The sequence below is a fragment of the Sporosarcina sp. FSL K6-1508 genome (assembly GCF_038007465.1).
In the GTDB taxonomy this organism is placed as follows: Bacteria; Bacillota; Bacilli; order Bacillales_A; family Planococcaceae; genus Sporosarcina; species Sporosarcina psychrophila_B.
This window is the reverse complement of sequence record NZ_JBBOXF010000001.1, coordinates 983366-1008630: the sequence shown is the minus strand read 5'-3', so window position 1 is coordinate 1008630 and position 25265 is coordinate 983366. Positions and strand designations below refer to the sequence as shown.

Here is a 25265-nt window from a genome sequence, read left to right as displayed (position 1 = left end):
CTACTTTTCCCCCTTAACTTTTTCTGAAATCGTACCGCTGCCAGTTATTAAACGTCTTCCCCCCTCTACAGAATAAAAATCTATTTACCCATTTATAGACTTTCATCATATAAATGACAGGCAACGAAATGATTTGGTCGCGCTTCGTTAAGTTGAGGAATCATCGTTTCACAAACTTTCATTTTTGCCGGACATCTTGTATGGAATACACATCCAGCCGGCTGATTGACAGAACTCGGAATATCACCTTTTAAAACAATCCTCTCCCTGCTGACAGTACCTTTGCTTCGAATAACAGGTACGGCGGAAAGTAGTGCCTGTGTATATGGATGAAGCGGTTCAAAGTATAAATCATTCTTGTCAGCCAGCTCAACGAGTTTCCCCAAATACATAACGCCTACCCGATCCGCAATATGCCTTACCACACTTAAATCGTGGGATATGAATATATACGTAAGGTTAAATTCCGACTGAAGGTCCTCCAGCAAATTAATGATTTGCGCTTGTATGGATACATCTAATGCAGAAACAGCCTCATCCGCAATAATTAGTTCCGGATTCAACACCAAGGATCGAGCTATGCCTATTCTCTGACGTTGCCCTCCCGAGAATTCATGAGGATAGTGATTAATGGATGAGGAATGCAACCCGACGACGTTGAGTAGTTCCTTTATTTTTTCATCCCGCTCTTTTTGTTTGCCATATAATCCGTGTGCTTTTAACGGTTCATTTAAAAGATTGCCCAATGATTTTCTGGGATTTAAGGAAGCATAAGGATCTTGAAAAATCATTTGAATTTTTCTTCGGATTAGTGGCCTTAATTCTTTTTCCGGTAACTTCGTAATATCGGTTCCGTCAAACAGAACATGCCCACCTGTCGGTTCGTATAACCGAATAAGAGCCCTGCCCATCGTCGATTTACCGCAGCCCGACTCTCCGACGATTCCAAGTGTCTCCCCTTTCTTCACGGTAAAACTAATATCGTCAACGGCTTTTACATGACCAACTGTACGTTGTATTATTCCTGCTTTCACTGGAAAGTACATTTTTAAATGCTGGACTTCCAATAATGTTTCTTCTATTACTTTATTTACTCTTTCAAGTTTTGTTGGTTCTAATAAATTTGTCGATCCCATCATTCCACCCCCACTTCGTCATACAAAAAGCAGCGAACAGATCTAGTTTCATCCATTTTTGTCAAGGCTGGCATTTCCTTGTTACAGCGGTCGAACACTTTGCTGCATCTAGCCGCAAACCTGCAACCTGTTATTATTGATCCGGGAGCGGGAACATTCCCTTTGATAGCCTGAAGCCTTTCAATTTCTCCATCTATTTTCGGGACCGAATTAATTAGCCCTACTGTATAGGGATGGAGGGGGCTTTCGAACAAATCATCAATAGGAGCGATTTCAACAATTTTACCTGCATACATAACAATGACTCTTTCCGCCAGTTCAGAAACAACACCAAGATCGTGTGTGATTAAAAGAATCGATGTAGAAAATTGCACACTTAATTTTTTCATCAACTCAAGGACTTGTGCTTGAATGGTAACGTCTAATGCAGTTGTCGGTTCATCCGCTATCAGCAACTTGGGATTGCAGGACATTGCCATCGCAATCATCACTCGTTGTCTCATCCCGCCAGATAAGCGGTGCGGGTAATCTTTAAGTATTTTTTTCGGATCAGAAAAACCGACTAACTCCAGCATTTCTATCGCTTTGGTTTCCGCTTGTTTCTTTGTGAGTTTTAAATGATAAATGATGACACTCATCAATTGGTCACCAATTGTTAGAACAGGATTTAAAGATGTCATCGGTTCCTGGAAAATCATCGCAATATCTTTCCCTCGAACTTTATACATTTTTTTCTCGGGTGATTGTACCAGATCAACGCCATCTAGCAGTATTTCACCGTCTTCTATTTTCCCCTCCGGTGACGGGACAAGACCCATAATTGAAAGTGAAGTCATGCTTTTTCCGCATCCGGACTCCCCGACAAGCGCAACAGTCTCACCCTTTTTTATCTCAAAATCTATTCCGTCTACCGCCCGAACGACGCGTTTATTCTTTTTAAAATGTGTTTTAAGATTTTTGACTTCCAACAAAGTTGACATCAATATCCACCCCATAGTTTTCGGCTTTCTTGCGATATGAACATATATAACTACATTGCAAGTTTCGTGCCACTAGTCAAAGCGTCCCAAAAACCATACGAATATCCCCACTGTGACGTATTGTCAGTGAGGATACAGAAGTAATACGATATTTAATCTATTTTTTCAATTTCAACTTTTCATTCACCGAATATAATGGTGTCTAAATAATTTGAATACTACAATTCTGGTGTCTATTAACATTTACACCAGTAATCCCTTCACAACGTAATCAATTGTTTAGGAGACAACGTCAAAATCTCAATCCCATTTTCTTTTACAAAGATGTCATCTTCAATTCGAACGCCGCCCAGTTCTGGAATATAGATACCCGGTTCAATCGTGACAATCATGCCCGGAAGAAGTTCTTCCGTTGAAATATTCGAGAAGAAAGGATCCTCGTGTATATCGAGACCGATTCCATGTCCAAGGCCGTGTCCAAAATATTGGCCATATCCTTTTCCTGCTATATAATCCCTTGCGATAGCGTCTATTTCATTTGCTGACATTCCCGCTTTGATCGTCTCCAGTGTCAGTTGCAGTGCATCATGAACAATCGTATACATTTCGACCAGTTTTGAATCGGGTATTCCGACTGCAAGCGTTCTCGTCATGTCTGATCTGTATCCTTCATACAATGCCCCGTAGTCAAGCGTCACCATATCCCCTGACTCAATCACTTTGTCACTTGCAACTCCATGTGGCAATGCTCCTCGGTGACCGGAAGCGACAATAAGTGAATGTGATGAATTTCCGCTTGCCCCCTTTTTCTTCATGAAGTGTTCCAACTCAATGGCAACGTCCAACTCTGTTATGCCAGGCCGGATGATACTTTGAATATGATTGAACGCGGCATCTCCAATTTTCGCGGCCTCCCTAATCTTTTCAACTTCTATTTCAGTCTTGACCAATCTAAGCTTTTCCACAATTTTAGTTGTTGGAACGAGATTTTCATCCATTACATTTGCAAGTTGTGTATAAAAATTAAAATTCATATCTCCCGCTTCAAATCCCAAGTTTTTAATACCGAGCTTGTTAACATTTTGCACAATGCTTTCCAATAACAATCGGGATGACTGGTGAATATTTATTTCATAGCCATTAATTTGTTCCCTCGCCTGCTTGTCATAGCGAAAGTCCGTTAAGAATAAAGCTTCGTTTTGGGTAATCAAGACAACACCCGCACTACCCGTAAACTCTGTTAAATAGCGGCGATTCAATTCATCGGTAACGAGCAGCCCATCTATTCCAAACTCTTTAAATAAACTTCTAATCTGATTAATTTTATCCACCTAAACCACTCCTCTTAATTTTCAACGGTATTTTCTAGCACGTATATTGCATTGCAACTTTGATGCCAACTAGTCATTGTCTTCAAAAAGGCTGCCGATGCCTAAATAAAACCTGCGCATCAGCAGCCTTCTTATTGAAATTTTTTAAAGAATAACCAATTCCTTTGAAGATGGCGACAATACTTCGCAGCCCTCTTCCGTAACCAGTAGCATGTCTTCAATGCGCGCCCCGCCTATCTCGGGTAAATAGATTCCAGGCTCAATCGTAATGACCATCCCTGGTAACAAGATTTTTTCCGAGTCTACGGAGAATAGTGGCTTTTCGTGTACTTCAAGGCCAATTCCATGACCCGTACCTGTTCCCGAGAATTGGTTGTAGTCGGCTTCGATTAGGACATCCCTCATATATTTATCCACTTCACGGTCCGTCAGCCCTGATTTTAGATTGGTTGCACAGTTGGTGAAAGCCCGAAGAACGACTTGCTGCACTTCCATCATTTTTTCATTCGGTTCACCCATCGCCACAACACGGGAAATATCAGACCAGTAGCCATTGTAGTTTGTTCCGAAATCGATGGTGATCATATCGCCTTTTTCAATGACTTTGTCACTTGCCCTGCCATGTGGCAACGATGCCCGCTTCCCGGATGCTACAATCGGACTGAACGTTGAAGTGATTCCACCGTTTTTTTTGATGAAACTTTCCAATTCTCCTGCGACTTTCAACTCTGTCAGTCCTGGACGAATGAAATCCAATATATGAACGAATGCATCATCAGTAATTTTAGAGGATGTTCGGATGTTTTCGATTTCTTCAAGCGACTTGACCATACGCAGATTTTCCACTACATCATAAGTAGGTATCATTTCACAATCGATTAGCCCATCCAATTTTGCATAGTTTCCGAAACTTAGATGCTGCTGTTCAAAACCAAGACGTTTTATGCCCATCTTTTTGATTTGCTTCGCTGCTTCATCGTAGATTTTATGCTTATGACCCGTGTGCTCTGCATGCAAGACCACACTTAAGCCAGTCTGACTTTTCGCTTGTTCAAAATAGCGGTAATCCGTTATGAGTGTAACGTCATTTTTCGTAATAAGTACAATACCGTTACTTCCTGTAAAACCAGTTACGTATCGTCGGTTCCAGTCACCGTTAATCATTAACCCATCAATGGATAATTCGTCAAATTGTTGTTGAAGCTTCACTAATCTATTCACTCTTTTCCCCCCATATCCTATTTAATGTTTTGAAACATTCATTACTTTTTATAAGAGATATACCGGAAAAACCGTTGTGATGACTATGATTGTTATTCCCGTGAACAGAATGTAGCGTGGAAACGTAGCTTTCTTAGCTGAAGACGCTGCAAATTCATCTTGACCATTCACTTCTGATACATATTCCTCCACTTTCGAGGATGTCTTCAAGAATTTTTTAAAGCTGTAAAAAAAGAAGTCAAATACCCCCTTTTCCAGCAATAAAAATACGCCGCCCAGCATAAATATCACTAATCCGATGAGAAAAAAAATATCCCACAAGACAAAACTTACATCCAGTAGTAGAAATGCCAATGCCAGCAAACTAACACTACTAAAAGTAATGACTGACTTTTTTTCCATCTTCAACAGTCCTTCATGGTAATTTAGTAAACTAAAAGAGCAGTAGCTTCTGATTTCGTTCTATATGAATCGACTTCATCCTTAGAACATGCAACCCAGTGTCCCTCTGTAATCTCCCTCAGTATGCAATCTTCAGAGTCGATAGCCCATTTGCCTTTGTGAATCCTCTTTCTTCTTTTCTCAACTTTAGGATCCGGAACAGGAATGGCGGATAACAATGACTTGGTGTAAGGATGTAACGGATTGTCATATAGCTCATTGCTCTCAGCCACTTCAACCAGTTTCCCCTGGTACATGACACCGACCCGGTCGCTGATATACTTCACCATCGACAGATCATGAGCGATAAATAAATACGTAAGGTTCTTCTCTTTTTGAAGTTTCTTCAACAAGTTCGTAATTTGTGCTTGAATTGAGACATCCAATGCTGAGATCGGCTCATCTGCAATGATAAATTCCGGATCTACAGCAAGAGCCCGCGCTATACCTATGCGCTGTCTTTGACCTCCACTAAACTCGTGCGGGTACCGATTTGAATGCTCTTCGGAAAGACCGACAGTATTTAATAGTTCATAAACCTTTTCCATTCGCTCAGTTTTCGATGTATATAGCCCGTGTATATCCATTCCCTCGGCTATAATATCAGCCACGGTCCATCTTGGATTCAGTGATGAATACGGGTCCTGAAAAATCATTTGAATATCTTTGTTCAAGTTCAATTTATTTTTCTTATGAATGTCGACGCCATTAAAGTAGACTTCGCCTGCTGTTGCGTCATATAAACGAATTAGTGTTCTTCCCGTTGTCGACTTACCGCATCCAGACTCTCCAACAAGACCAAACGTCTCGCCTTTATATATATCAAAAGAAATACCATCGACTGCTTTAATAATCGAATTTTTACCGCCCATAAAGTGCTGCTTCAAACCTTTAACTTCGAGTAATTTCTCCTTTCCAATTTCTTTGCCAGATACTTTTTCGCTTTTGATTATTTTCGCTTGTTGCTTTTCTTCCATTTTCTTCGCAACTTTTGAGGCTTTTCCATGCAATAACCACGTTGCGGCAGAATGAGTTTCAGTTACTTTGAACATCGGTGGATCATGAAGGAAATCAATTTTCAATGCATGTTCATTGCGTAAAGCGAAAGCGTCCCCGGTAGGAGGATGCAACAAATTGGGTGGAGAACCCGGGATTGTTCGCAATTCCTCTTGATCTATCGTCAAATCAGGCATCGCAGCCAATAACCCTTTTGTATAAGGATGTTGTGGATTATAGAAAACCTCTTCCGTTTTCCCGATTTCCACTACTCTTCCTGCATACATAACAGCAACCCGATCAGCAATATTTGCAACAACACCCAAGTCATGTGTGATGAATATAATAGATGTACCCATTTTCTTCTGGATATCTCTCAGCAATTCAAGCACTTGTGCCTGAACAGTAACATCGAGCGCTGTTGTCGGTTCATCCGCTATTAATATTCCAGGGTTGCAGGCAAGTGCCATCGCAATGACTACACGCTGTTGCATTCCACCGGAAAATTGGTGCGGGTATTGTTTCACCCGTTCTACGGCATTTGTGATTCCGACTAACTCAAGCAGTTCAACCGCTTTTTTTTCCGCTTCTTTTTTCGTGATTTTTTGATGGGCAAGAATCCCTTCAATAATTTGATTACTAACAGTCATTGTCGGATTCAGTGACGTCATCGGATCTTGAAATATTATGGATATATCAGATCCACGGATGCCCCTCAATTCTTTATTCGAAAATTTCGTAATGTCCTTATCTTGGTACATAATATTTCCTTTGACGATTCTTCCTGTCGGTTTCGGTATCAACCCCATGATGCTTTTCGACATCACAGACTTCCCTGATCCCGATTCACCGACGACGGCTAGCGTTTCACCTTTATATAAATCGAACGTAACCCCCCGAACAGCTTGTACTTCCCCATCGTATGTGTCAAAAGAGATATGTAAATCATCTACTGATAAGATTTTCCCCATTATATTCACCTCTATTTCTTCATTTTCGGATCAAACGAGTCCCGAAGACCATCACCAAGCAAGTTAAAACTGATCATTATTAAACTGATAATGATAGAAGAAAACATAAGCATATGTGGATATATTTTTAGCATCTTAAAACCATCATTTACAATCATCCCAAGTGAAGCGATTGGCGGTTGAAGTCCTAAACCGATAAAACTTAGAAAAGCTTCGGTAAAAATTGCAGTCGGAATCGTAAACATTGTTGTAATGATGATCGGTCCTAATGAGTTAGGAATAAGATGCCCCCAAATGAGCCTTTTATCGTTTGCCCCTAACGTTCTGGAGGCAAGGACGAATTCCTGCCCCTTCAATTTCAATACTTGTCCCCGCACGATTCTCGCCATACTTACCCATCCTGTAATAACCATTGCCAACGTGATTGAAAGAATGCCCGGCTTCAATATCAGGATCAATAGGATGACGACAATCAAATTGGGAATACCCATCAAAACTTCGATGATACGCTGCATCACATTGTCAATCCGACCGCCATAATACGCAGAAATACTGCCGTACGCTACGCCAATTACCAAGTCCAGTGCAGCTGCTAAAAACGCGATATATAGGGAGATTCTTGTCCCTTGCCAGATACGCGTCCATAAATCCCGCCCTAAATCATCGGTCCCGAACCAGTAGTACTCAGATACTCCTTTTACTGCGTATTGATCCGTTCCACGGATATCTACACCGCTCACACCCAAGAACGGTATATTTTCCAACACCGGCACTTTGGGCGGCATATTCGTTCTCGTTAGATCTTGTTCGTCAAAGCCATGCGAATTCATGAAAGGTCCGAAAGCAGCAAGGAAGATGATCAGCACGATGAGAATTAACCCTATAAACGCGCCTTTATTCTTTCGTAGCCTTACCCATGAGTCTTTCAGAAAAGTCGATGATGGGCGATTCACACTTTTGTTCTCTGTTAACTTTTGCCCCGCCTCTTCAAATAGGTCATCGGCTAATTCAAATTCATTTACCTTCACGCTGTCCACCTCCTGAAAGCCGGATTCTTGGATCAATGACGCCGTACAACAGATCCACAATAAGGATAACGATAATAAACAACAAGCTATAAAATAGTGTCACACCCATAATGACAGGATAGTCATTGGTTAAAATTGACTTGACGAATTGCTCTCCTAGGCCAGGAACACTGAATATTTTTTCGACTACTAACGTTCCAGTCATTAACGCTACGGTTAACGGACCTAAAATCGTAATAATCGGTATCATCGCATTACGCAAACCATGCTTCATGACAACAGTATATTCACTGACCCCCTTCGCTCTCGCAGTTGTAATGTATTCATTCCCCAGTACATCTAGCATTTCAGTTCGCATAAAGCGGGCCATAGTAGCAACAACAAATGCAGCAAGTGCAATTGTCGGAAGGATGGAGTACTCAAACCCTTCCCAAAACGCAACTGGTAACCATTGCAAGCGTACACCTACCCAATACTGAAGAAGTCCTGCCAATACAAAGTTTGGAATCGACAGCCCCAGAACCGCTACGACCATGGCCCCATAATCAATGAATGTATTGTGCCTCAAAGCGGCAATAATTCCTAAAAAGAGTCCGATTATCGTCCCCACAATTAAAGACTGCGCTCCCAATATCGCCGATACACCTATTCTTTCACCTATAATACTGGTGACCGATCTACCATCAAATTGAAAGGAGACTCCAAAATCACCTTTCGTAATGTTGGCAAGGTATTTAAAATACTGAACGGACAACGGTTCATTTAACCCGTATCTTTCATTTAATACTTCTTTTTGCGCCGATGATAAACGTTCATCATTAAAAGGCGAACCCGGCAACGTTTGCATTAAAAAAAATGTAAACGTAACAATTATTAGAAAGGTGAACAACATATACCCAATTCTGCTAGCAATGTAATTTCTCACGCAAGTCACCGCCTATATCGTGATGTATTAACAATAAATTCGCTGTATCCCTCCAAAGCAGACTTCCACTTTGGTGAGATACAATATGCAGATTGCATTATGATTAATTAGTTATCCATTGACACCCATTGGTAAGAATACGTAGAATTCGCATGTGCAGTAAATCCTTTTACGTAAGGTTTAATAAGTCGTGCAGATCCTGCCTGATACATTGGTGAAATTGCAGCCTCTTGTCCGATTAGAATTTCTTCGGCTTCTTGTAGTTCAGCAAAACGTCTGTCGATATCCGTGAAATCAACCATTGCCTTCTTCACGTTTTTGTCGAACTGATCATTTTTAAATGCCTGCCAGTTATATGCACCGTCTGATAGGAACACAGATAGAAACTCGACCGGATCCGCGACATCATTTCTCCAGCCTGAATGTGACAAGTCATAATTCAATGCATCTTCCAATGCCAGTTTTTGTTTGTTCGGCTGTTGATTGATTGTAATTTTTAAGCCCGGAAGATTTTTTTCCAATTGGTTTTTCATATACTCAGCTACGGATTTTCTTTGACCGTCGTCATAGCTAAGTAAATCCAGTTTTATTTCTGTTACACCAAGTTCTGCTAGGCCTTTATCCCAAAGCTCTTTCGCTTCTTCAGGCGTCCCCTTGTTCAAATCGCCAAAGCGCTCCCTGAACTCTTCTCCGTCCGGCGATTGTACAAACCCCGGGAATACTAACCAGTAAGCAGCTTTTGAGCCATTTTTCAGGATGGCATCTGCCGCCTGCTCTTTATCCCAGCCCATGTCAATCGCTTTACGGATATTGGCATTACTTAAGTATTCGTTTTTCTGATTCATACGTAAGAAGTAAACTTCGGATTTCAATGAAGTCGTATATTCCTCGTGGTCCTTGTAAACATCAACAAACTCCGATGATAAATTGGCAACATCGATGGTATCCGTTTCATAAAGATTCACTTCAGTCGAGGTGTCTTTTGCAACTTTGAAATTGATTTCATCAATTTTCACATCATCTGCATTCCAGTATTCGGGGTTCTTTTTCAACGTCCATTTTTGATCATGTTCCCACGAATCCAATGTGAATGGACCATTGAAGACAAGGTTTTCCGGTTCAAGCGCGTATTTATCTTTTTGCTCCTTCGAGAACTTTTCGTTCTGCGGATAGAAAACAGGATTTGACAGAAGTTCGGTAAAATAAGGTACGGCATTTTCCATTTCCACTTCCAATGTGAAATCGTCCGGCGCTGTCACACCGAGTTCATCTACTTCCCCGTACATTTCATGGTCAGGGTCTTGAATATTTGCAGCGCCTTTCACCGCCTCCATTAAGTAAGCATGCGGAGAGATTGAATCTGGATGTAATGCTTTTTTCCAAGCATAGATGAAGTCAGTTGCTGTCGTTGGATCACCATTGCTCCAAAATGCATCTTCCCTTAAGTGGAACGTATATTTCAATCCGTCGTCACTTACGTCATACGTATCTACGATTCCTTCAATAATTTCATCATTTGCATCTATTCTGAAGAGACCTTCGAAAATATTCTGCATCATTGTTTGCGATAATCCATCCAATGCACCGTTAGATTTAAGTGTTGGAATTTCTCCCGCTACAGCCAAGTGGAGAACGCTCTTCTCCACTTTCTCTTCACCCTTGGGATTGTCATCTTTCTCGGTTTCTTCAACCTTTTCCCCGCCATAACACCCTGCCAGTAACACTAGACTTGCAAAAATCAACGTAAAGAACCATGCGGCTTTCTTTGTCATCTTTTTTCTCCCCCATTTAATGTCGTTTATTATTCTGTACGTGTCCAAATTGCTTTACAGCTAATTGAGGTCTGGTTGAATAACTGTCTAACTTTATTGAATTTCCTATCAAAAACATTTGAACCGTAAACTATTTTTTACACTTATTCGTCTAGTAGACCATCTAGCACTTACGTATTTTAAATTACTCCGTCTACTCTACGTGGTATTGTCCTCCTGAAATTTGAATATAACTGTAATAAAGTAAGATCAATAGCTCCCCCCTTTAATTATCTGGTATAAAGTATTATGCAATTTTAATGCCAGTATTTATTAAACTTTTCGTTTTAATGGCATCTAGCGAAATAAACTGCCGCTTCCTCTCTTCTTGCTAAGATGGCATCCTTCTTGCATAATCATTAGTAATACCACCTTAGGAGGGTTCCATTTTGGCTACTATATATGAGGCAAGACGATCGCTTTTGAAAGAGCATCTCACTAAGAATAATATCGGCGCAGCTATGATTACTTCGCCGGCAAATGTTTATTATTATACTGGGTTCAACTCAGATCCCCATGAAAGATTCATGTCTTTGTTTATTGACATGCAAGCTAATGAAACCAATTTGTTCGTGCCAGCTTTGGACAAAGATGCCGCTTTGCAGGAATCTGACATTCCAACAATCATTCCGATTTCAGACGAGCAAGTACCTTTCGAGGTTGTTCGTGAATCGGTTGGTGAGCTTTCGAAAACAGTTGGTATTGAAGCTAAGGCGCTGAGTTATTTTCAGTACAATACCCTGCTAGAGTTTTTTCCGGGTGTACAAGTCGCAGATATACAGCCATTCATAAACAAACAAAGAATGAGGAAATCGAAAGAAGAAATCGAAAAATTAAGGACGGCTATCGAAATCATTGAAAAGGTTTTGAAGGAAGGCATCAAGAAAGTAAAAATCGGTATGTCTGAATCTGAATTCACAGGGGAATTGGAGTTTCTGATGAGGAAATTCGGCGCAGATGGTCCTTCTTTTTCGACTATTGTGCTAACCGGTGAAAAAGCAGCGTTACCGCACGGCTCTCCCGGTGAACGTAAAATTCAAAAAGGAGATTATCTGCTGATTGATTTCGGAGTTATCAAAGACGGTTATTGTTCTGATATCACGAGGACTTTCATTATCGGCGAAGCTTCGGAAAAACAAAAAGAAATTTACGACATCGTTCTGCGGTCCAATGAAGCTGGTATCAATGCCATACAAGCGGGAGTACCAGTGAAAACATTCGATATCGAAGCGAGAAATGTCATCAATAATAGTGGCTTCGGGGAGTATTTCAATAACCGGGTCGGGCACGGCTTGGGGATTGAAGTGCACGAAGAACCTTCCATTCATGAAAACAATGAACAGATTGCAGAGGCGGGCCTTGTCTTTACAATCGAGCCCGGTATATATATCCCGGATGTGGGCGGAGTCCGTATCGAAGACATTGTCTATATCAATGAAGATGGGAATGCCGAAGTATTGTCTTCGTTCCCGAAACAGCTCCAAATCCTGTAAGTAACTCATTTCAAACATGACCTTGTATGTGTAACGGGATGACTTTAACTAAAAGTCGCTACTTACACGTTCAAGGTTTTTTATCCCTATTTTATATAGTCCGAATATTCATATTCCATGTCGAAGTTCAAAGATTTATATGCTATAATAAGAACTATACTCATGAAAGCGCATTCATTCTTTATCAGCTTTAAAAGGAGGAATCATTATGGAGCTTGGACTCCAGCAACGGCAGGAACTGAATCTATTAATGACTTTTGAATTAAGGCAAGCTATTGAACTACTCCAATATTCCACCCATGAACTCGAACAATATATCAGGGAGCAAGAGCTGGAAAATCCACTTATCAAACTAAAGGAAAAAGAAGAGAAACCGGTCCATGAAGAACGTTTGCATCGGCAATCCTCCTCTTTCGGCAGTTCCGAGATGCCCATGAACGCGGTCCGAAGTAATGATAAAAATATGCGGGATGAATTACTCGAACAGGCAAAATTCATGTATCCGGATGACCATACGCAAAAACTGATAAAGTATCTTCTTTACAATCTCGACGATAATGGCTATTTACAAATCAGTGATAGCCATTCAAATGGCCATTTGGCATTTGAAGAAGATGATATCGAAAAAGGAATTCTCCTCCTTCAACAACTAGGCCCAATCGGGATAGGTGCCAGGAACTTAAAAGAATGTCTGCTCCTGCAAATCACGTACAACTATCCTGAAAACAAATTGGCTGCCTGTTTAGTGGAATATCATTTGAACCTGATTGCCGATCGTAAATGGAATGAAATCGCTTCAAAAATGAACATCAAAATGAACGAAGTGAAAGACCTTTTCGATTTTATCCAGACGCTTAATCCAAGACCTTGCTCCTTAATTTCTGATTGTTCAACAGAGTATTTGACTCCCGATATCATCATCGAGTGGAAGGATGATGAATTCACATTCCATTTGAATGACGGTTATTTACCGGCTATTCAGTTGAACAAAGACTATTCACAGTATCTCCACGCAAAAAATGATGCATCAAAATATATCAATACGCAATATAAAAATTATCAATGGCTTCTCAGCAGCATTGAACAGCGTCGAAATACTATTATTAAAATTGTGCATGTCCTCTTGGAAAAACAGGAAGACTTTTTCAAAAACGGATTCCGTTCATTGAAACCTCTGACACTCAAAGAGGTTGCCGATGAAATTGACATGCATGAATCGACAGTTAGCCGGGCAACGACAAACAAAGTGATCCAGACTCCATTCGGCACCTTTGACCTGCGGTTGTTATTCACCTCGAAGCTTGATACTGCAGATGGAAATGTCATTTCCCAAACGAAGGTGAAAAAACTATTAGAAAGTTTCATCGCGCAAGAAAATAAATTCAAACCGTATTCAGATCAAAAGATAGCGGAATACTTCAATACCGAAAAAGGAATTACAATCTCAAGACGGACAATCAGCAAATACAGGGAAGAACTGCGAATCCCTCCTTCTAGCAAACGCAAGGATATTCAAGTATAGAAATGTATCGTACAAAAAAAAGAGGAATGGAAAGATGCAGTCATCTCCGTTCCTCCTACTCATTCAAACTATTTTTCTTTTTCTGCTAAAAAGTGACCAAGCCAGTATTTATTATAAAGGATAATAGTTCCACTTAATAAACATGCATAGATTCCGGTAATTTTCCCCAATCCATACATCAATGCTGTGAGAATGACAATCGCAAAAACAAGCGAACCCACTATTTTGAAAAACGGCGTTATGTTATTCCGGAAAGTCATCGAAATTACTTTTTCACCAATTACCATGAATAGTAAAGTAAGAATGATAGCGCTTACCATCAATGCCAGAAAATCAAATAGTTCCATAGTTATGCTCCTTTTTGAAAAGATATTTATTTCTTACATTATATCCGATATACGTACGCCATTGACACATTTATCAGAAAAAACAAACCACTATACCGATGATGAAAAATGGCCATGGATTTAAAATCCACGGCCATTTTAACCATTCTTGAACTTAAAACAATTATTGTTTGATGTTTACAAATACACTTTTCACTTCTGTATAATTTGCCAAACCGTATTCTCCGCCCATTTCACGGCCAATACCGGATTGTTTGTAGCCGCCAAACGGCATTGTCTCTATTTCGATACCAAAGTCGTTGATCCAGACCGTCCCTGCTTGCAATTTCTTTGCAACATAATGGCCCGTTTTGATATTTTCTGTCCAGACGCTCGCTGCAAGCCCATAGATACTATCATTGGCACGTCGGATCACTTCTTCCACCGTATCAAAAACAAAAATGGATAGGACAGGTCCGAAGATTTCCTCTCGCGCAATCGTCATGTCATCTTCTACATCTGCAAAAATTGTCGGTTGCACATAGTAACCTTTATCGAACGCTTTGCTGCCACCTGCGACAAGACGTGCACCTTCCGCTTTTCCTTTTTCGATATAGTCGAGAACCGTCTGTTGCTGTTTTGCTGAAACGAGTGGACCCATTTCCGTTTCCGAATCCATGCCAGGTCCGAGCTTCAGCGCATTTGCACGTTCGACTAACTCATTCACTACGCGGTCATAATGCGACCGGTGAACGAAGACGCGTGTACAAGCGCTACAGTTTTGTCCATGGTTATACATCGTGCCGTTAAATGCCCCTTCAATGGCTTCTTCAAGGTCGGCATCTTCCAGGATGATGCTCGGCGATTTTCCGCCAAGCTCAAGGGTAACGCCTTTGAGCTGATCAGCCGCTTTTCGCATAATGCCTTTTCCGACAGCCGTTGAGCCCGTAAATGCAACTTTATCCACATCCTTATGCCCAACAATCGCATCTCCGGCAACTCGACCGGCGCCAGGTATAACGTTGACAACACCGTTAGGGAATCCGGCATCTTTGAATAGCTTTGCCACATATAGAAGAGATAGTGGCGTTTCACTTGCAGGCTTGATGACGACCGTACAGCCGACCGCAAGTGCCGAGCCGAGCTTCCAAGCAGCCATCGCTAGCGGGAAGTTCCAAGGAATAATTTGTCCAACAACACCAACAGCTTCGTGTACGGTGTAATTCAAGTAATCCTTGGACACAGGGATTGTTTGTCCGACCATTTTCGTCGCCCAGCCCGCGTAGTATCTGAAATGCTGAACCGTGCCATCCACATCATCTGCTAGCGCTACTGCATAAGGCTTGCCGTTATCCAGTGCTTCCAGTTGCGCAAGCTCTTCACGGTGTTCTTCCAATAAATCTGCAAACTTATAGATAAGATGAGAACGTTCAGCTGTCTCCATCTTCGTCCATTCACCTTCATCAAACGCTTTTCTCGCAGCGGCAACCGCTATATCAACATCTTCTGCTTGCGCTTCACTTACTTGCACGATCACTTCTTCGGTCGCCGGATTAATGACATCGAATGTTTTCCCGCTAATTGCTGGTACATATTCCCCGTCAATATAAAGCCCTTTGACGCCTTGCAAAAATTCCTGCACTTTTGGTTTCAGTTTATAGTCTGTTGCTTCCATTCGTTTTCCACCTCCACTTCTTAGTTAGTGACCGTTTCCAAGCTTTGTAGAAGTTCTTTCAATTTCGCTTCTTCCTCTTCGTTAAGCGGAAGTCTCGGTCTGCGGCATGGTCCGCCCGCTAACCCTTGCAGATCCATTGCTCTTTTAACGATTTGAACGTATTTTCCGGACCCTTCAAGGAATTCGCAAAGCGGCAGAAGTCTATCATAAAGTGCCCAAGCCTGGTCCAATTCATTATTTTGAACATGGTTGTACATGTCCGTCACAAGGCGTGGTGCAATGTTCCCCGATACAGAAATCCATCCCGTTGCACCGACAAGTAGCGATTCGATTGCAAGGTCCTCAGATCCGCAGAATACTTTAATGAAACCTGCGCCCTGTCGGGCAATATCACGCGCTTTGCCGATGCCACCGCTTGATTCTTTAATATGCGTAATGTTTTCAACGTCACGTCCGACTTTTAGAATCGTTTCCGTGCTAATGTCGACGCCCGATGTAAATGGGTTATTGTAAATCATCACCGGGAATTTAACAGATTCTGCAACAGCCTTGAAGTGTTCATAGATTTCGTTCTCTTTCGGGTGTGAATAATACGAGTTGATCAGCAATGAAGCGTCCGCACCAGCCTGTTCAGCCTGTTGTGTAAATTCAATCGCATCTGCTGTCGTTTCGGCCGCCGTACCAACTATCAATGGAATTCGACCGTTGACTTGTGCAACTGCTACTTCAACTGCTTTATAGCGCTCTTCCCTTGTCAAGCTGACGAATTCGCCCGTACTGCCGTTAATTGTAAGACCTGTCACACCCGCATTGATGAAATGCTCGATGTTATTTTTGAATCCTTCCCAATCGATTTCCCTTTCATTGATCATTGGTGTAATTAGTACTGGGAATACCCCTTCAAGTTTTACCATAATAAATTCCTCCTAAGTTTTGTGTTTTTTTAAGATAACTTTAAATCTCCTACGACGGGTTCACTTATTTCTTCAATTGATTCAGGTACAGCTGTCTTTGGCTTCGTATACCAAATGAATTTATTCGTATACCCGTAAATGACCGAAATAATGATGACTAAGAAGTTGAACCATAAGAATGGTAAGTAACTCAAAGTCGAAACTCCTAGTGCCGTAGCCATGAATACTCCACCGTCAGACCACGGTACCATCGGTGTCGTAACTGTTCCGCCGGCTTCCGTGTTTCTTGAAAGTACCCGACGATCAATGTTCTGGCGATCGTAGTTGTCTCCGGTTATTTTACTGGCCGTGATGATTGAGACATATGCGCCGCCAAATAAATTTCCAAGAAATCCTGCAAGAAGCGTAGAAACTGTTGTTCTACCTGGATTGTTTGCCCATTTCGATAAATAGTTACCAACAGCACGTAATACACCAATCCTTTCCATCAAGCCCCCTACACCAAGTGCAAAGATGATTAAGGCAATAACGTCAAGCATGAACACGATGCCACCGCGGTTTAACAGATTGTCGATGAACGGAACGCCCGACGTGATTGAGTTTCCTGCATACATGATGTTGAATGCCTGCAAAAACGTTGCGCCCTGGAATAAGAACGCCCAGATTGTCCCTAAAAAAGCGCCGAATAAAATAACTGGAATTGATGGCATTCTGAACGCCAGTAAAATGATAACGACAACTGCAGGGATCAGCATATACCAGCTGATACTGAAGTACTCTCGTAAAGATGCCATTGTTGACGTTGCTGCACTTAAATCTCCGCTACCGTTATAGAAGAATCCTGTCACTAAAAACAGGACGGCTGCAATCAACCAAGCCGGGATGCTGACTGTCAGCATCGATTTGATATGATCAATCAAGTCGACTTTAGATAGTGAAGCAGTCATAACCGTTGTATCGGATAACGGCGATAGCTTATCCCCTACATAACAGCCCGAAATGACCGCACCTGCAACAAGTGGGAGTGGAAACCCGAAGCTTGCCCCGATTGCCATCATTGCGATTCCTGCTGTTCCTGCCGAACCGAAAGAGGTCCCGGTCGCAATCGAAGTAACCGTACAAATGATGAACGCTGCCATTAAAAAAATGTTCGGTTCAATAATGGCAAGTCCATAGTAAATGATGGACGGTACAACTCCACCCGCTATCCAAGTCCCAATCAACGCACCGACTGAAAGTAAAACGAGCACCGCTTCCAGACCGTCATTGATTCCTTTCAAAATTCCTCTCTGCATTTCCATGTAGTTATAACCGATTTTCAATCCAACGAGCATGATCAAGAACCATGTCGTCAACAAGGCCAAGTGGATTGAAATCTCAAACTTGATGATAAATAAAATCATAATCAATCCAAAACCGATTAAAACAAACAGTGTTTCGGCCAAATTAGGCAATCTTTTTTCTGTTTCCATACTATCCCCCCTTACTAATTTCCCGAGTCATTTTACGAACAGTTTATACAAATCTTCCAAACAAACTTAATTATTTCTTATACCAATAAGAATCCATCCTTCAATGGATCGTCCTGGTCAAAGATGAATTCATGCGCCCCCGTGACAAACGCTTCTATTTCAACGGAGAATCGAAGGGCATCCTCCGAAAGTTTTTTTGCTGTCAATGAACTTCCAAAAATACTTTCATTTTCAATTTTGGATCGGTCGTCTTCTTTGTTCGCCAACGATGTAAGAATGGCAAACGTACTATCAATTCCCGGCGATCGTAGGATATAGCCGTCTTTTTCAAATGTTACCGATCGGATTTTATCAGGCGTAGATGGCACTGATTCAATCACTATAACTCCTGCGTAATCGATGTTATCGCCATTCAATTTCGTCGTCTGTTCCAAGCCCCAGCGGTTCAATTTTGCCAGATGTTCCAATTCAATGCCGGGAATGCTATCGGGCAGTGTGTAAAGCAAGTAGTTGCGTGCATTGTCAACACTTATTGAAACGAATTCCGAATTGGTATTGATTTCGGAACAGGCTTCACTTTCGATGGAAACGGAAGTCACTTCCTGGTTTTCACCGCGCGCTTTCACAGAATAAATGCCGTTCACTGTCTCCACTTTGTAAAACCCATCTGTCGACTTATTCAAATTCCCAGTTTCAATCAACGCTGTTACCGTCGCGAGCAGTCCTTCATATTTGAAGTTGCTGACATCTACGTGATTGAAGAATAACAACGAAAAATCCGCGGTTTGGGATGGGGCAACTACGCATCCATGCATTCCGCGGTGTCCACGCGGTTCGTTCAACAATAAACTCTTTTCATTTGTAAAGTTATTTTTCAACTCATCGTGATTTGCTTGCACGTCCTCTCCGTGAAGCCTGATCGGTGATTGGACAACGATTCTGAATGCCTCTCCCGCTACATGCGTATCGATTGTGCTGTACATTTTTTCAAAGTTCATTTATACACCCTCTTTCACTGGCACATGTTCCATTGGTGGAATAAGCAGGAATCCTTCGCGCAGCGGATCTTTTTCATTGTAGAAGAAACGGTGTGTCCCCATAATCCAAGCAGAGCCTGTCACTTCCGTTATCACTGCATCCAGCTCTTTCACTTTTGTTTCTTCAAGCACTTTCGCTTTGAACAACGTACCGACGATGCTCTCATGAACGAACAGTTCATGCATGCCGATCTGTTTATTCTTATACAGCGTCGCAAGTTTCGCGGATGTTCCTGTCCCGCAAGGGGAGCGATCAATCCCCCCGGGCGGAACGATAACCGTATTTTTGACATCTGCATCCGGATGAACCGGGTCTGTAAAGAATTCGATATGCGTCAATCCAGTGATAAACGGAAACTCGGGATGAATTACTTCTTCAGTTGCATTGATGGCATTGCGGATGTCGATTGCTTGATTGATGATTGTTGTTGCATTGTTTTCAACCAATGGCAGTTTAAGCTTGCGCGCATCGATAATGCCATAGAAATTCCCTCCATACGCGATATCACATTCCACATTACCGATACCCTCTACGTCAATTTCAATTGATTTAAGTAAAAATGCTGGCACATTGGCGAACGTCACTTCTTCAGCTTTTCCGTTGACGACTTTGATTTCCACCTCGATAAGTCCTGCAGGTGTATCTATCTTGATGTTCGTAAAGGGCTCACGAACCTCAATCAGTCCCGCTTCAACAAGCGCTGTACAGAAACCGATTGTATCGTGTCCGCACATTGGCAAATAACCGCCCGTTTCAATATAAATGACTCCGACGTCTGCATCTGGATGGCAAGGTTCTGTCCATAATGCACCTGACATAACACCGTGTCCCCGTGGTTCATTCATCAGGAACTTTCTGATCCAGTCATAGTTTTCTTCCATATACAACATCTTTTCAGACATAGTATTCCCTTTCAAAGGAGGCAGTCCACTAATCAGTGTCCTTGTTGGGTTTCCGCCCGTGTGCGTATCAATTGTTGTGAACAGTCGCTGGTAATTCATCAAATAGTCACCCTTTCTCTAAAACGGCTGAGTTGCAATGGCTCTATTGGGATACATGTTTCTTTTTCATTAATCATTTCTTCAATCAGTTTGCCTGTCACGGCAGCGAGACTGATTCCATCCCCTTCGTGACCCGCGGCGATGAAATACCCTGGGATATGCTCCACGCGGGAAATGATCGGCAAGTGATCTTCCGTCCACGGCCGCAATCCAGCATAAGTCCGGATAACGGTCATATCCGCGATTTTTGGATAGAAGCGCATCGCACGTTTGGCAATGTATTTTGTCACTTCATGATCGACCCGCGTATCAAAACCTGTGAATTGCCGGCTGCTGCCGATTAAGAAGTTTTGACTTTCGGTAGGCTCGAACACGAGTGCAACGCCATATTTCTCCGTCATCGGATCGACCGTTCTTTCACCGCCGAATTTCGAAATAAGGTAACCGAACTCCATAACCTTCCTCAGCCCGACAGGCTGTTGCCGTGAAGCGACAATCAGCTGACCTTTCCTTGGAATGATTGGTATATCCAAGCCCACCATCTCACCGAGTTTCGGTGCCCATACACCACCGGCATTGACTACTATATTGGCGGTATACGTACCATTATCCGTTTCGATGAAAAACTGACCTCCCTCATTTCGCGTCACATTTTTCACTTCTGTATTCGTATGTATTTTCGCACCTTTTTTTTCAGCACTATGAAACATTGAATACGTCATCATGTACGGATTTACGGTTGAATCCGTTTTACATTCCAATCCCCCGTACAAATCATCCGCAAAGTAGTTGGACTCATTGCGCAAGTCTTCACGATCTAGCATTTTGAAATCCAATCCCGCTTCTTGCTGTCTTCTGACCCACTCACTCGCCGCTTCCATTTCAGCATCGTTCTCACATACTAAAATACTTCCAGGGTTGCGGTATTCAAACGAAACCTCAAGTTCTTTATCCAACTCATGGACGAGTTGCTGACTCTTCACGGACATTTGACTATCAAAACCGGGATCTTTGTCAATCGCCAGTATATTTCCATCACATCTGGAGGAGGTTCCGCTCGCCAACTCCTTCTTTTCAAGGACGGTAACATCCAAACCGGCTTTCGAACCGTAATAGGCAATTGCTGCGCCCATAATCCCTCCTCCGATGACGACAACGTCTCGATGTTGAGTATTTCCCACAATAACCCCCCTCTCGCTTGATTGTTCACATATATCTATTGCAAGTCGCGTGCCAAACATCAAAACCCACATGTATTATCAATCTCTATTGAACATTCCGATAATTAGTGTAAACTTATTTATACAGTTCAAATATTTTGACAGTCGAGGTGGCTAATAAAATGAACTTTTCGCAAAAACTACTCAATAAGTTGATAGAAAAAGAGTTTACACTAGTGGAATCAATGAAAGACGAGGCTTTGTTAGCGAAACGGATTGCAAAAGAAATACCTAAAAAGGTATTCCTTTTAACGGCCGATGGTCCGCAATGTGTCAAATTTGTTGAATCTTCAAATGAAATCATTTACACCCCATGCAAAGTCTTATCAGTTAGCAGCACATCAGAAGAAGTTTTTAACGAGCTTGGGGCTACCGACATTGCACTTATCAGTAATGATTCCAATGAATATTTGGGATTTTTGACGTATGAAGTGTTTTCTAAATACTTATTGAACGAATATCGACGTGCTCAAGCATATTTAAACACCATCTTACAAACCATCGATGAGTCGTGCACAGTGATAGACGACGAAGCCAATGTCCTTTATTGGACAAAAGGGGCAGAAAAAATATTTTCCGTAAAAGAAAAGGACATCATCGGTCAACCCATCACCAAATTTTTCAATACCGAAAGATTGGAAATACTAAATACTTTAAGAGACGGAACTTCCCTTTACCACAGCCAGCACCACGCCCGGAAGAATCTCGTCGTCATGATCAATTCCAATCCTATCTATTTCAACGAAGAGATAATTGGGGCGGTCGTTTCCGAGACAGATATAACCAGCCAGATTTTATTGAATAATGAGCTCTATATGACTTCTGAAAAGTTGTTCAGCCTGGAAGAAGAAGTTAGAAAGACATCGCCTTCCGTCAATCCTTTTTCCTATATAAAAGGTAACAGCCCTGCACTGAAGAAAACGTTGGAAATTGCCAGCAAAGCGGCTACAACAAATGCCGGAGTACTCATCTACGGAGAGAGCGGTGTCGGTAAAGAACTGTTCGCAAAAGCGATCCACAACTTGCGCGAGCCTGAAAGCGCACCTTTCGTCGCCATCAATTGTGGCGCCATTCCAAGTGGACTGTTTGAAAGTGAAATTTTCGGCTACGAAAAAGGAGCTTTCTCAGGAGCAAATCAAAAAGGGAAAAAGGGGAAAGTGGAGCTTGCAAAGAACGGTACATTATTTTTGGATGAAATTGGTGAAATGCCAATGGACATGCAAGTGAAGATACTGAGACTCCTGCAAGAAAAAAAGTTCTACACTGTCGGCGGCACGAAGGAGCTGGAAGTGGATTTCCGAGTTGTGGCGGCAACCAATCGAGACTTGAAAGAACTCATTAATGAAGGTAAGTTCCGGGAAGACCTATATTACCGTTTAAATGTTGTCAATTTCAAAGTTCCACCGTTGCGCGAACGCCTAGAAGATATTATTGAGTTGACCCATTACTTCCTCTATGAATTATCGGTAAAGTATAACCGGCCCATCCACGGTATCTCGCAAGCCGTCATGCAGTCACTGCTCCAACACTCATGGCCAGGAAACATCCGCGAGCTAAAGAACGTCATCGAGCGGCTAGTTGCGTTTTCCGAAAATGGAGAAATAAGAATCGATGATCTTCCAGTCGATATGGAAAGAATTCCACAATCAACGGCTGCGGATAATGATGTACCTCAAGCCTATCAACCTGCCAGTGATGAAAAACTTTCTTTAAATGAACAATTAAAAATTTACGAGAAAGACATTATCCTAAAGGAACTGGGTAAAGCCGATGGAAATAAACTTCTTTGCGCTAAAAATTTAGAAATTACCAGAGCAACCCTTTATAATCGTATGAATAAATTAGGCATTAAATTATAAAACTCCAGACTTGGCTACATTCTTGCATATAGTTAAGTATGTATATTCACAAAGTTTAAGTATGGGGTGATTTACTTGTCAGAAAATGAAATGATCATTTGTCGATGCGAAGAAGTAACTTATGGCGAATTAAAAGAAACAGCTGAAAACTATAATTGTTCAGCAAGGGAACTGAAACTTCGGACCCGTGCCGGCATGGGCTATTGCGGTGGAAGAACTTGCCGCACGATGGTTGACAGCATTGCACATTCTTCAACCGAAAGAGACGTTGCACAAATCACATTGAAATATCAACCGCCTATCAGACCAGTAAGTTTCGGCAGTTTGGGGGATATTACAAAATGACGAGGAGAATTATTAACCATCCAGTATTGGATAAAGTAGACGACACGGATATTGTTTCCTTCACTTTCAACAACTCCATATTTCGGGGATTGAGAAACGAATCATTAGCTGCTGCCCTTTTGGCGAATGATGTCCGTACATTGCGTGTTCACGAGGAAAATGGCACACCTCGTGGAATTTATTGTAATATCGGCCATTGTTTCGAATGCCGTGTCACTGTTAACGGACAACAAGGCATAAGAGCCTGTCTAACGCCTATTCAGGATGGCATGACTGTATCGAGTGGCGAAAAACTCCTGACATCGGTTAGAGACTGGAGGTCGGAAAATGAGTAAAGTCATTATTATCGGAGCAGGACCCGCGGGTTTATCTGCCGCAATCACCATCGCGGAAAATGGTTCCGAAGTTCTTGTTCTTGATGAATATATGCTTGCGGGCGGACGCTTGTTAGGCCAGCTATACGAAGAAGCGAATGGAACGTGGTGGAATGGTATGAAAGAATCCAAGAACCTGCATGACAAAGCAATCGCTCTTGGCGTACAAATTCGATTAGGTGCCTCGGTATCCAATATTGAGAAACTGGATAATTCATGGGTCATTTATACAGAAGAGGAAACATACTATACTTCGCATCTATTGCTTGCAACCGGAGCAGCTGAGGTACCGTTGCCAATACCGGGCTGGACACTACCGGGTGTCATGTCTGTCGGAGCTGCCCAAGTCATGACGAATGTACATAGGGTCAAGCCCGGCAATCGTGGTGTCATTATTGGCGTGAATGTGCTGTCATCCGCAATCGCAATGGAATTGAAACTAGCTGATATAGACGTTGCATGCATCACGTTACCGAAAATGAATCAAGTTACGAAAGAATCCGGTAACCCAATGGATGTAATGAATTCATTGTTGCATGTTTCCCATATGGCACCCTCAGCCTTCATCAAATTCGGGAGCAAACTTATGAAGAATGAGTTCATGAAAAAAATGGGCATCACTTTCTTTCCGAAAAACGGCGTGAAAATGTGGGATATTCCAATCATGTTACGAAAAGCCGTCATCAATATCTATGGTGACAACGCAGTCGAAGGGGTTACTCTAGCTACCATTAACGCGGCAGGCAAAGTGATTCCCGGGACAGAAGAAAAAATCAGTGCCGACTTCGTTTGTATCGCGGGCGGCTTGTACCCTTTGGCAGAGTTGGCGGCGGTTGCTGGCTGTCCGTTCTATTTCATCGAAGAATTGGGCGGTTACGTGCCACTTCATAACGATCGATTGGAAACAGCATTGGACGGACTATATGTTGCTGGAAACATCACTGGTGTCGAAGGAGCTAAAGTGGCGATAAGTCAAGGGGTTACGGCGGGGCTTGCGATTACCAACAACATCAGCGGCGGCAAACAGGAATCTGAAATCAAAGAATCCATCAAAATGATTGAACACACACGAGACAATGCATTTATACAATTTCATCCTTCTGTAAAAGAAGGCAAACAGAAACTCCAACAGTATTGGGAGGAGCATGTCAATAAAGCTAAAGTAGAAGTGCATAGCTAAACAGAG

Annotated in this window: 22 protein-coding genes; 6 read left to right on the top strand and 16 right to left on the bottom strand. The window is 42.1% G+C overall.

All coding sequences use genetic code 11. The annotated features are described in order from the left end of the window. Positions 1 to 92: 92 nt before the first annotated feature. The 9 genes from MKZ11_RS04685 to MKZ11_RS04645 form a co-directional block, all read right to left on the bottom strand. A complete protein-coding gene (locus MKZ11_RS04685; protein WP_340792859.1) occupies positions 93 to 1136 on the bottom strand; it encodes an ABC transporter ATP-binding protein in 1044 nt (347 codons plus the stop codon). Next, positions 1136 to 2116: an ABC transporter ATP-binding protein gene (locus MKZ11_RS04680; RefSeq protein WP_340792858.1), complete on the bottom strand. Its 981-nt coding sequence runs from the start codon at positions 2114 to 2116 to the stop codon at positions 1136 to 1138. The genes MKZ11_RS04685 and MKZ11_RS04680 overlap by 1 nt, the downstream gene beginning before the upstream one ends. Before the next feature lie 260 nt (positions 2117 to 2376). After that, a complete protein-coding gene (locus tag MKZ11_RS04675; protein WP_340792857.1) occupies positions 2377 to 3447 on the bottom strand; it encodes a M24 family metallopeptidase in 1071 nt (356 codons plus the stop codon). Between the two features lie 144 nt (positions 3448 to 3591). Then, positions 3592 to 4668: a M24 family metallopeptidase gene (locus MKZ11_RS04670; RefSeq protein WP_340792856.1), complete on the bottom strand. Its 1077-nt coding sequence runs from the start codon at positions 4666 to 4668 to the stop codon at positions 3592 to 3594. Positions 4669 to 4716: 48 nt separating this feature from the next. Beyond that, the gene (locus tag MKZ11_RS04665) at positions 4717 to 5070 is read right to left on the bottom strand and encodes a DUF3899 domain-containing protein (protein ID WP_340792855.1); all 354 of its coding nucleotides are present in this window, start codon (positions 5068 to 5070) and stop codon (positions 4717 to 4719) included. 23 nt (positions 5071 to 5093) lie between these two features. Continuing rightward, positions 5094 to 7076, bottom strand: a complete 1983-nt coding sequence (locus tag MKZ11_RS04660; protein ID WP_340792854.1) for an ABC transporter ATP-binding protein — start codon at positions 7074 to 7076, stop codon at positions 5094 to 5096. Positions 7077 to 7087: 11 nt separating this feature from the next. Beyond that, positions 7088 to 8104 carry an oligopeptide ABC transporter permease gene (gene opp3C / locus MKZ11_RS04655; RefSeq protein WP_340792853.1) on the bottom strand — a complete coding sequence of 339 codons (1017 nt, stop codon included), beginning with the start codon at positions 8102 to 8104 and terminating at the stop codon, positions 7088 to 7090. After that, entirely contained in the window at positions 8091 to 9029 is a 939-nt protein-coding gene (gene opp3b, locus MKZ11_RS04650) for an oligopeptide ABC transporter permease (RefSeq protein WP_340792852.1), read from the bottom strand. Before opp3b ends, opp3C begins: the two co-directional genes overlap by 14 nt. A gap of 107 nt (positions 9030 to 9136) precedes the next feature. Further along, positions 9137 to 10801 (bottom strand): peptide ABC transporter substrate-binding protein, encoded by a 1665-nt coding sequence (locus MKZ11_RS04645; protein WP_340792851.1) that lies wholly within the window; start codon positions 10799 to 10801, stop codon positions 9137 to 9139. Between the two features lie 428 nt (positions 10802 to 11229). Here MKZ11_RS04645 and MKZ11_RS04640 point away from each other — a divergent pair, with 428 nt between their 5' ends. Next, positions 11230 to 12333 (top strand): M24 family metallopeptidase, encoded by a 1104-nt coding sequence (locus MKZ11_RS04640; RefSeq protein ID WP_340792850.1) that lies wholly within the window; start codon positions 11230 to 11232, stop codon positions 12331 to 12333. A gap of 208 nt (positions 12334 to 12541) precedes the next feature. After that, positions 12542 to 13855, top strand: coding sequence for an RNA polymerase factor sigma-54 (gene rpoN / locus MKZ11_RS04635; RefSeq protein ID WP_340792849.1), 1314 nt, complete (start codon positions 12542 to 12544; stop codon positions 13853 to 13855). A 68-nt stretch (positions 13856 to 13923) separates the two neighbouring features. Here rpoN and MKZ11_RS04630 read toward each other — a convergent pair whose 3' ends face one another. From MKZ11_RS04630 to MKZ11_RS04600, 7 genes are all read right to left on the bottom strand, one after another. Continuing rightward, positions 13924 to 14202: a hypothetical protein gene (locus MKZ11_RS04630; protein WP_340792848.1), complete on the bottom strand. Its 279-nt coding sequence runs from the start codon at positions 14200 to 14202 to the stop codon at positions 13924 to 13926. Positions 14203 to 14365: 163 nt separating this feature from the next. Beyond that, positions 14366 to 15856: an aldehyde dehydrogenase family protein gene (locus MKZ11_RS04625; RefSeq protein ID WP_340792847.1), complete on the bottom strand. Its 1491-nt coding sequence runs from the start codon at positions 15854 to 15856 to the stop codon at positions 14366 to 14368. 20 nt (positions 15857 to 15876) lie between these two features. Beyond that, complete coding sequence (gene dapA / locus MKZ11_RS04620; protein WP_340792846.1) at positions 15877 to 16770, bottom strand: 4-hydroxy-tetrahydrodipicolinate synthase; 894 nt, start codon at positions 16768 to 16770, stop codon at positions 15877 to 15879. A 29-nt stretch (positions 16771 to 16799) separates the two neighbouring features. Beyond that, positions 16800 to 18242 (bottom strand): Na+/H+ antiporter NhaC, encoded by a 1443-nt coding sequence (gene nhaC / locus MKZ11_RS04615; protein WP_340792845.1) that lies wholly within the window; start codon positions 18240 to 18242, stop codon positions 16800 to 16802. A 77-nt stretch (positions 18243 to 18319) separates the two neighbouring features. Then, positions 18320 to 19240 carry a proline racemase family protein gene (locus MKZ11_RS04610; RefSeq protein WP_340792844.1) on the bottom strand — a complete coding sequence of 307 codons (921 nt, stop codon included), beginning with the start codon at positions 19238 to 19240 and terminating at the stop codon, positions 18320 to 18322. Next, complete coding sequence (locus MKZ11_RS04605; RefSeq protein WP_340792843.1) at positions 19241 to 20281, bottom strand: proline racemase family protein; 1041 nt, start codon at positions 20279 to 20281, stop codon at positions 19241 to 19243. Next, complete coding sequence (locus MKZ11_RS04600; protein ID WP_340792842.1) at positions 20281 to 21462, bottom strand: NAD(P)/FAD-dependent oxidoreductase; 1182 nt, start codon at positions 21460 to 21462, stop codon at positions 20281 to 20283. Before MKZ11_RS04600 ends, MKZ11_RS04605 begins: the two co-directional genes overlap by 1 nt. Before the next feature lie 161 nt (positions 21463 to 21623). Here MKZ11_RS04600 and MKZ11_RS04595 point away from each other — a divergent pair, with 161 nt between their 5' ends. From MKZ11_RS04595 to MKZ11_RS04580, 4 genes are all read left to right on the top strand, one after another. Continuing rightward, on the top strand, positions 21624 to 23360 hold the full coding sequence (locus MKZ11_RS04595; RefSeq protein WP_340792841.1) for a sigma-54 interaction domain-containing protein: 1737 nt from the start codon (positions 21624 to 21626) through the stop codon (positions 23358 to 23360). Positions 23361 to 23450: 90 nt separating this feature from the next. Then, a complete protein-coding gene (locus MKZ11_RS04590; RefSeq protein ID WP_340796913.1) occupies positions 23451 to 23705 on the top strand; it encodes a (2Fe-2S)-binding protein in 255 nt (84 codons plus the stop codon). Further along, entirely contained in the window at positions 23702 to 24040 is a 339-nt protein-coding gene (locus MKZ11_RS04585) for a (2Fe-2S)-binding protein (RefSeq protein ID WP_340792840.1), read from the top strand. Before MKZ11_RS04590 ends, MKZ11_RS04585 begins: the two co-directional genes overlap by 4 nt. Further along, the gene (locus tag MKZ11_RS04580; RefSeq protein WP_340792839.1) at positions 24033 to 25259 is read left to right on the top strand and encodes an NAD(P)/FAD-dependent oxidoreductase; all 1227 of its coding nucleotides are present in this window, start codon (positions 24033 to 24035) and stop codon (positions 25257 to 25259) included. Before MKZ11_RS04585 ends, MKZ11_RS04580 begins: the two co-directional genes overlap by 8 nt. Positions 25260 to 25265 lie beyond the last annotated feature (6 nt).

Excerpts from the sequence above, each read along its gene's own strand:
- MKZ11_RS04685 (WP_340792859.1), bottom strand. The coding sequence starts at position 1,136 with ATGGGATCGACAAATTTATTAGAACCAACAAAACTTGAAAGAGTAAAT.
- MKZ11_RS04680 (WP_340792858.1), bottom strand. The coding sequence starts at position 2,116 with ATGTCAACTTTGTTGGAAGTCAAAAATCTTAAAACACATTTTAAAAAG.
- MKZ11_RS04665 (WP_340792855.1), bottom strand. The coding sequence starts at position 5,070 with ATGGAAAAAAAGTCAGTCATTACTTTTAGTAGTGTTAGTTTGCTGGCA.
- MKZ11_RS04660 (WP_340792854.1), bottom strand. The coding sequence starts at position 7,076 with ATGGGGAAAATCTTATCAGTAGATGATTTACATATCTCTTTTGACACA.
- MKZ11_RS04645 (WP_340792851.1), bottom strand. The coding sequence starts at position 10,801 with ATGACAAAGAAAGCCGCATGGTTCTTTACGTTGATTTTTGCAAGTCTA.
- rpoN (WP_340792849.1), top strand. The coding sequence starts at position 12,542 with ATGGAGCTTGGACTCCAGCAACGGCAGGAACTGAATCTATTAATGACT.
- MKZ11_RS04630 (WP_340792848.1), bottom strand. The coding sequence starts at position 14,202 with ATGGAACTATTTGATTTTCTGGCATTGATGGTAAGCGCTATCATTCTT.
- MKZ11_RS04625 (WP_340792847.1), bottom strand. The coding sequence starts at position 15,856 with ATGGAAGCAACAGACTATAAACTGAAACCAAAAGTGCAGGAATTTTTG.
- dapA (WP_340792846.1), bottom strand. The coding sequence starts at position 16,770 with ATGGTAAAACTTGAAGGGGTATTCCCAGTACTAATTACACCAATGATC.
- nhaC (WP_340792845.1), bottom strand. The coding sequence starts at position 18,242 with ATGGAAACAGAAAAAAGATTGCCTAATTTGGCCGAAACACTGTTTGTT.
- MKZ11_RS04610 (WP_340792844.1), bottom strand. The coding sequence starts at position 19,240 with ATGAACTTTGAAAAAATGTACAGCACAATCGATACGCATGTAGCGGGA.
- MKZ11_RS04605 (WP_340792843.1), bottom strand. The coding sequence starts at position 20,281 with ATGAATTACCAGCGACTGTTCACAACAATTGATACGCACACGGGCGGA.
- MKZ11_RS04595 (WP_340792841.1), top strand. The coding sequence starts at position 21,624 with ATGAACTTTTCGCAAAAACTACTCAATAAGTTGATAGAAAAAGAGTTT.
- MKZ11_RS04590 (WP_340796913.1), top strand. The coding sequence starts at position 23,451 with ATGATCATTTGTCGATGCGAAGAAGTAACTTATGGCGAATTAAAAGAA.
- MKZ11_RS04585 (WP_340792840.1), top strand. The coding sequence starts at position 23,702 with ATGACGAGGAGAATTATTAACCATCCAGTATTGGATAAAGTAGACGAC.
- MKZ11_RS04580 (WP_340792839.1), top strand. The coding sequence starts at position 24,033 with ATGAGTAAAGTCATTATTATCGGAGCAGGACCCGCGGGTTTATCTGCC.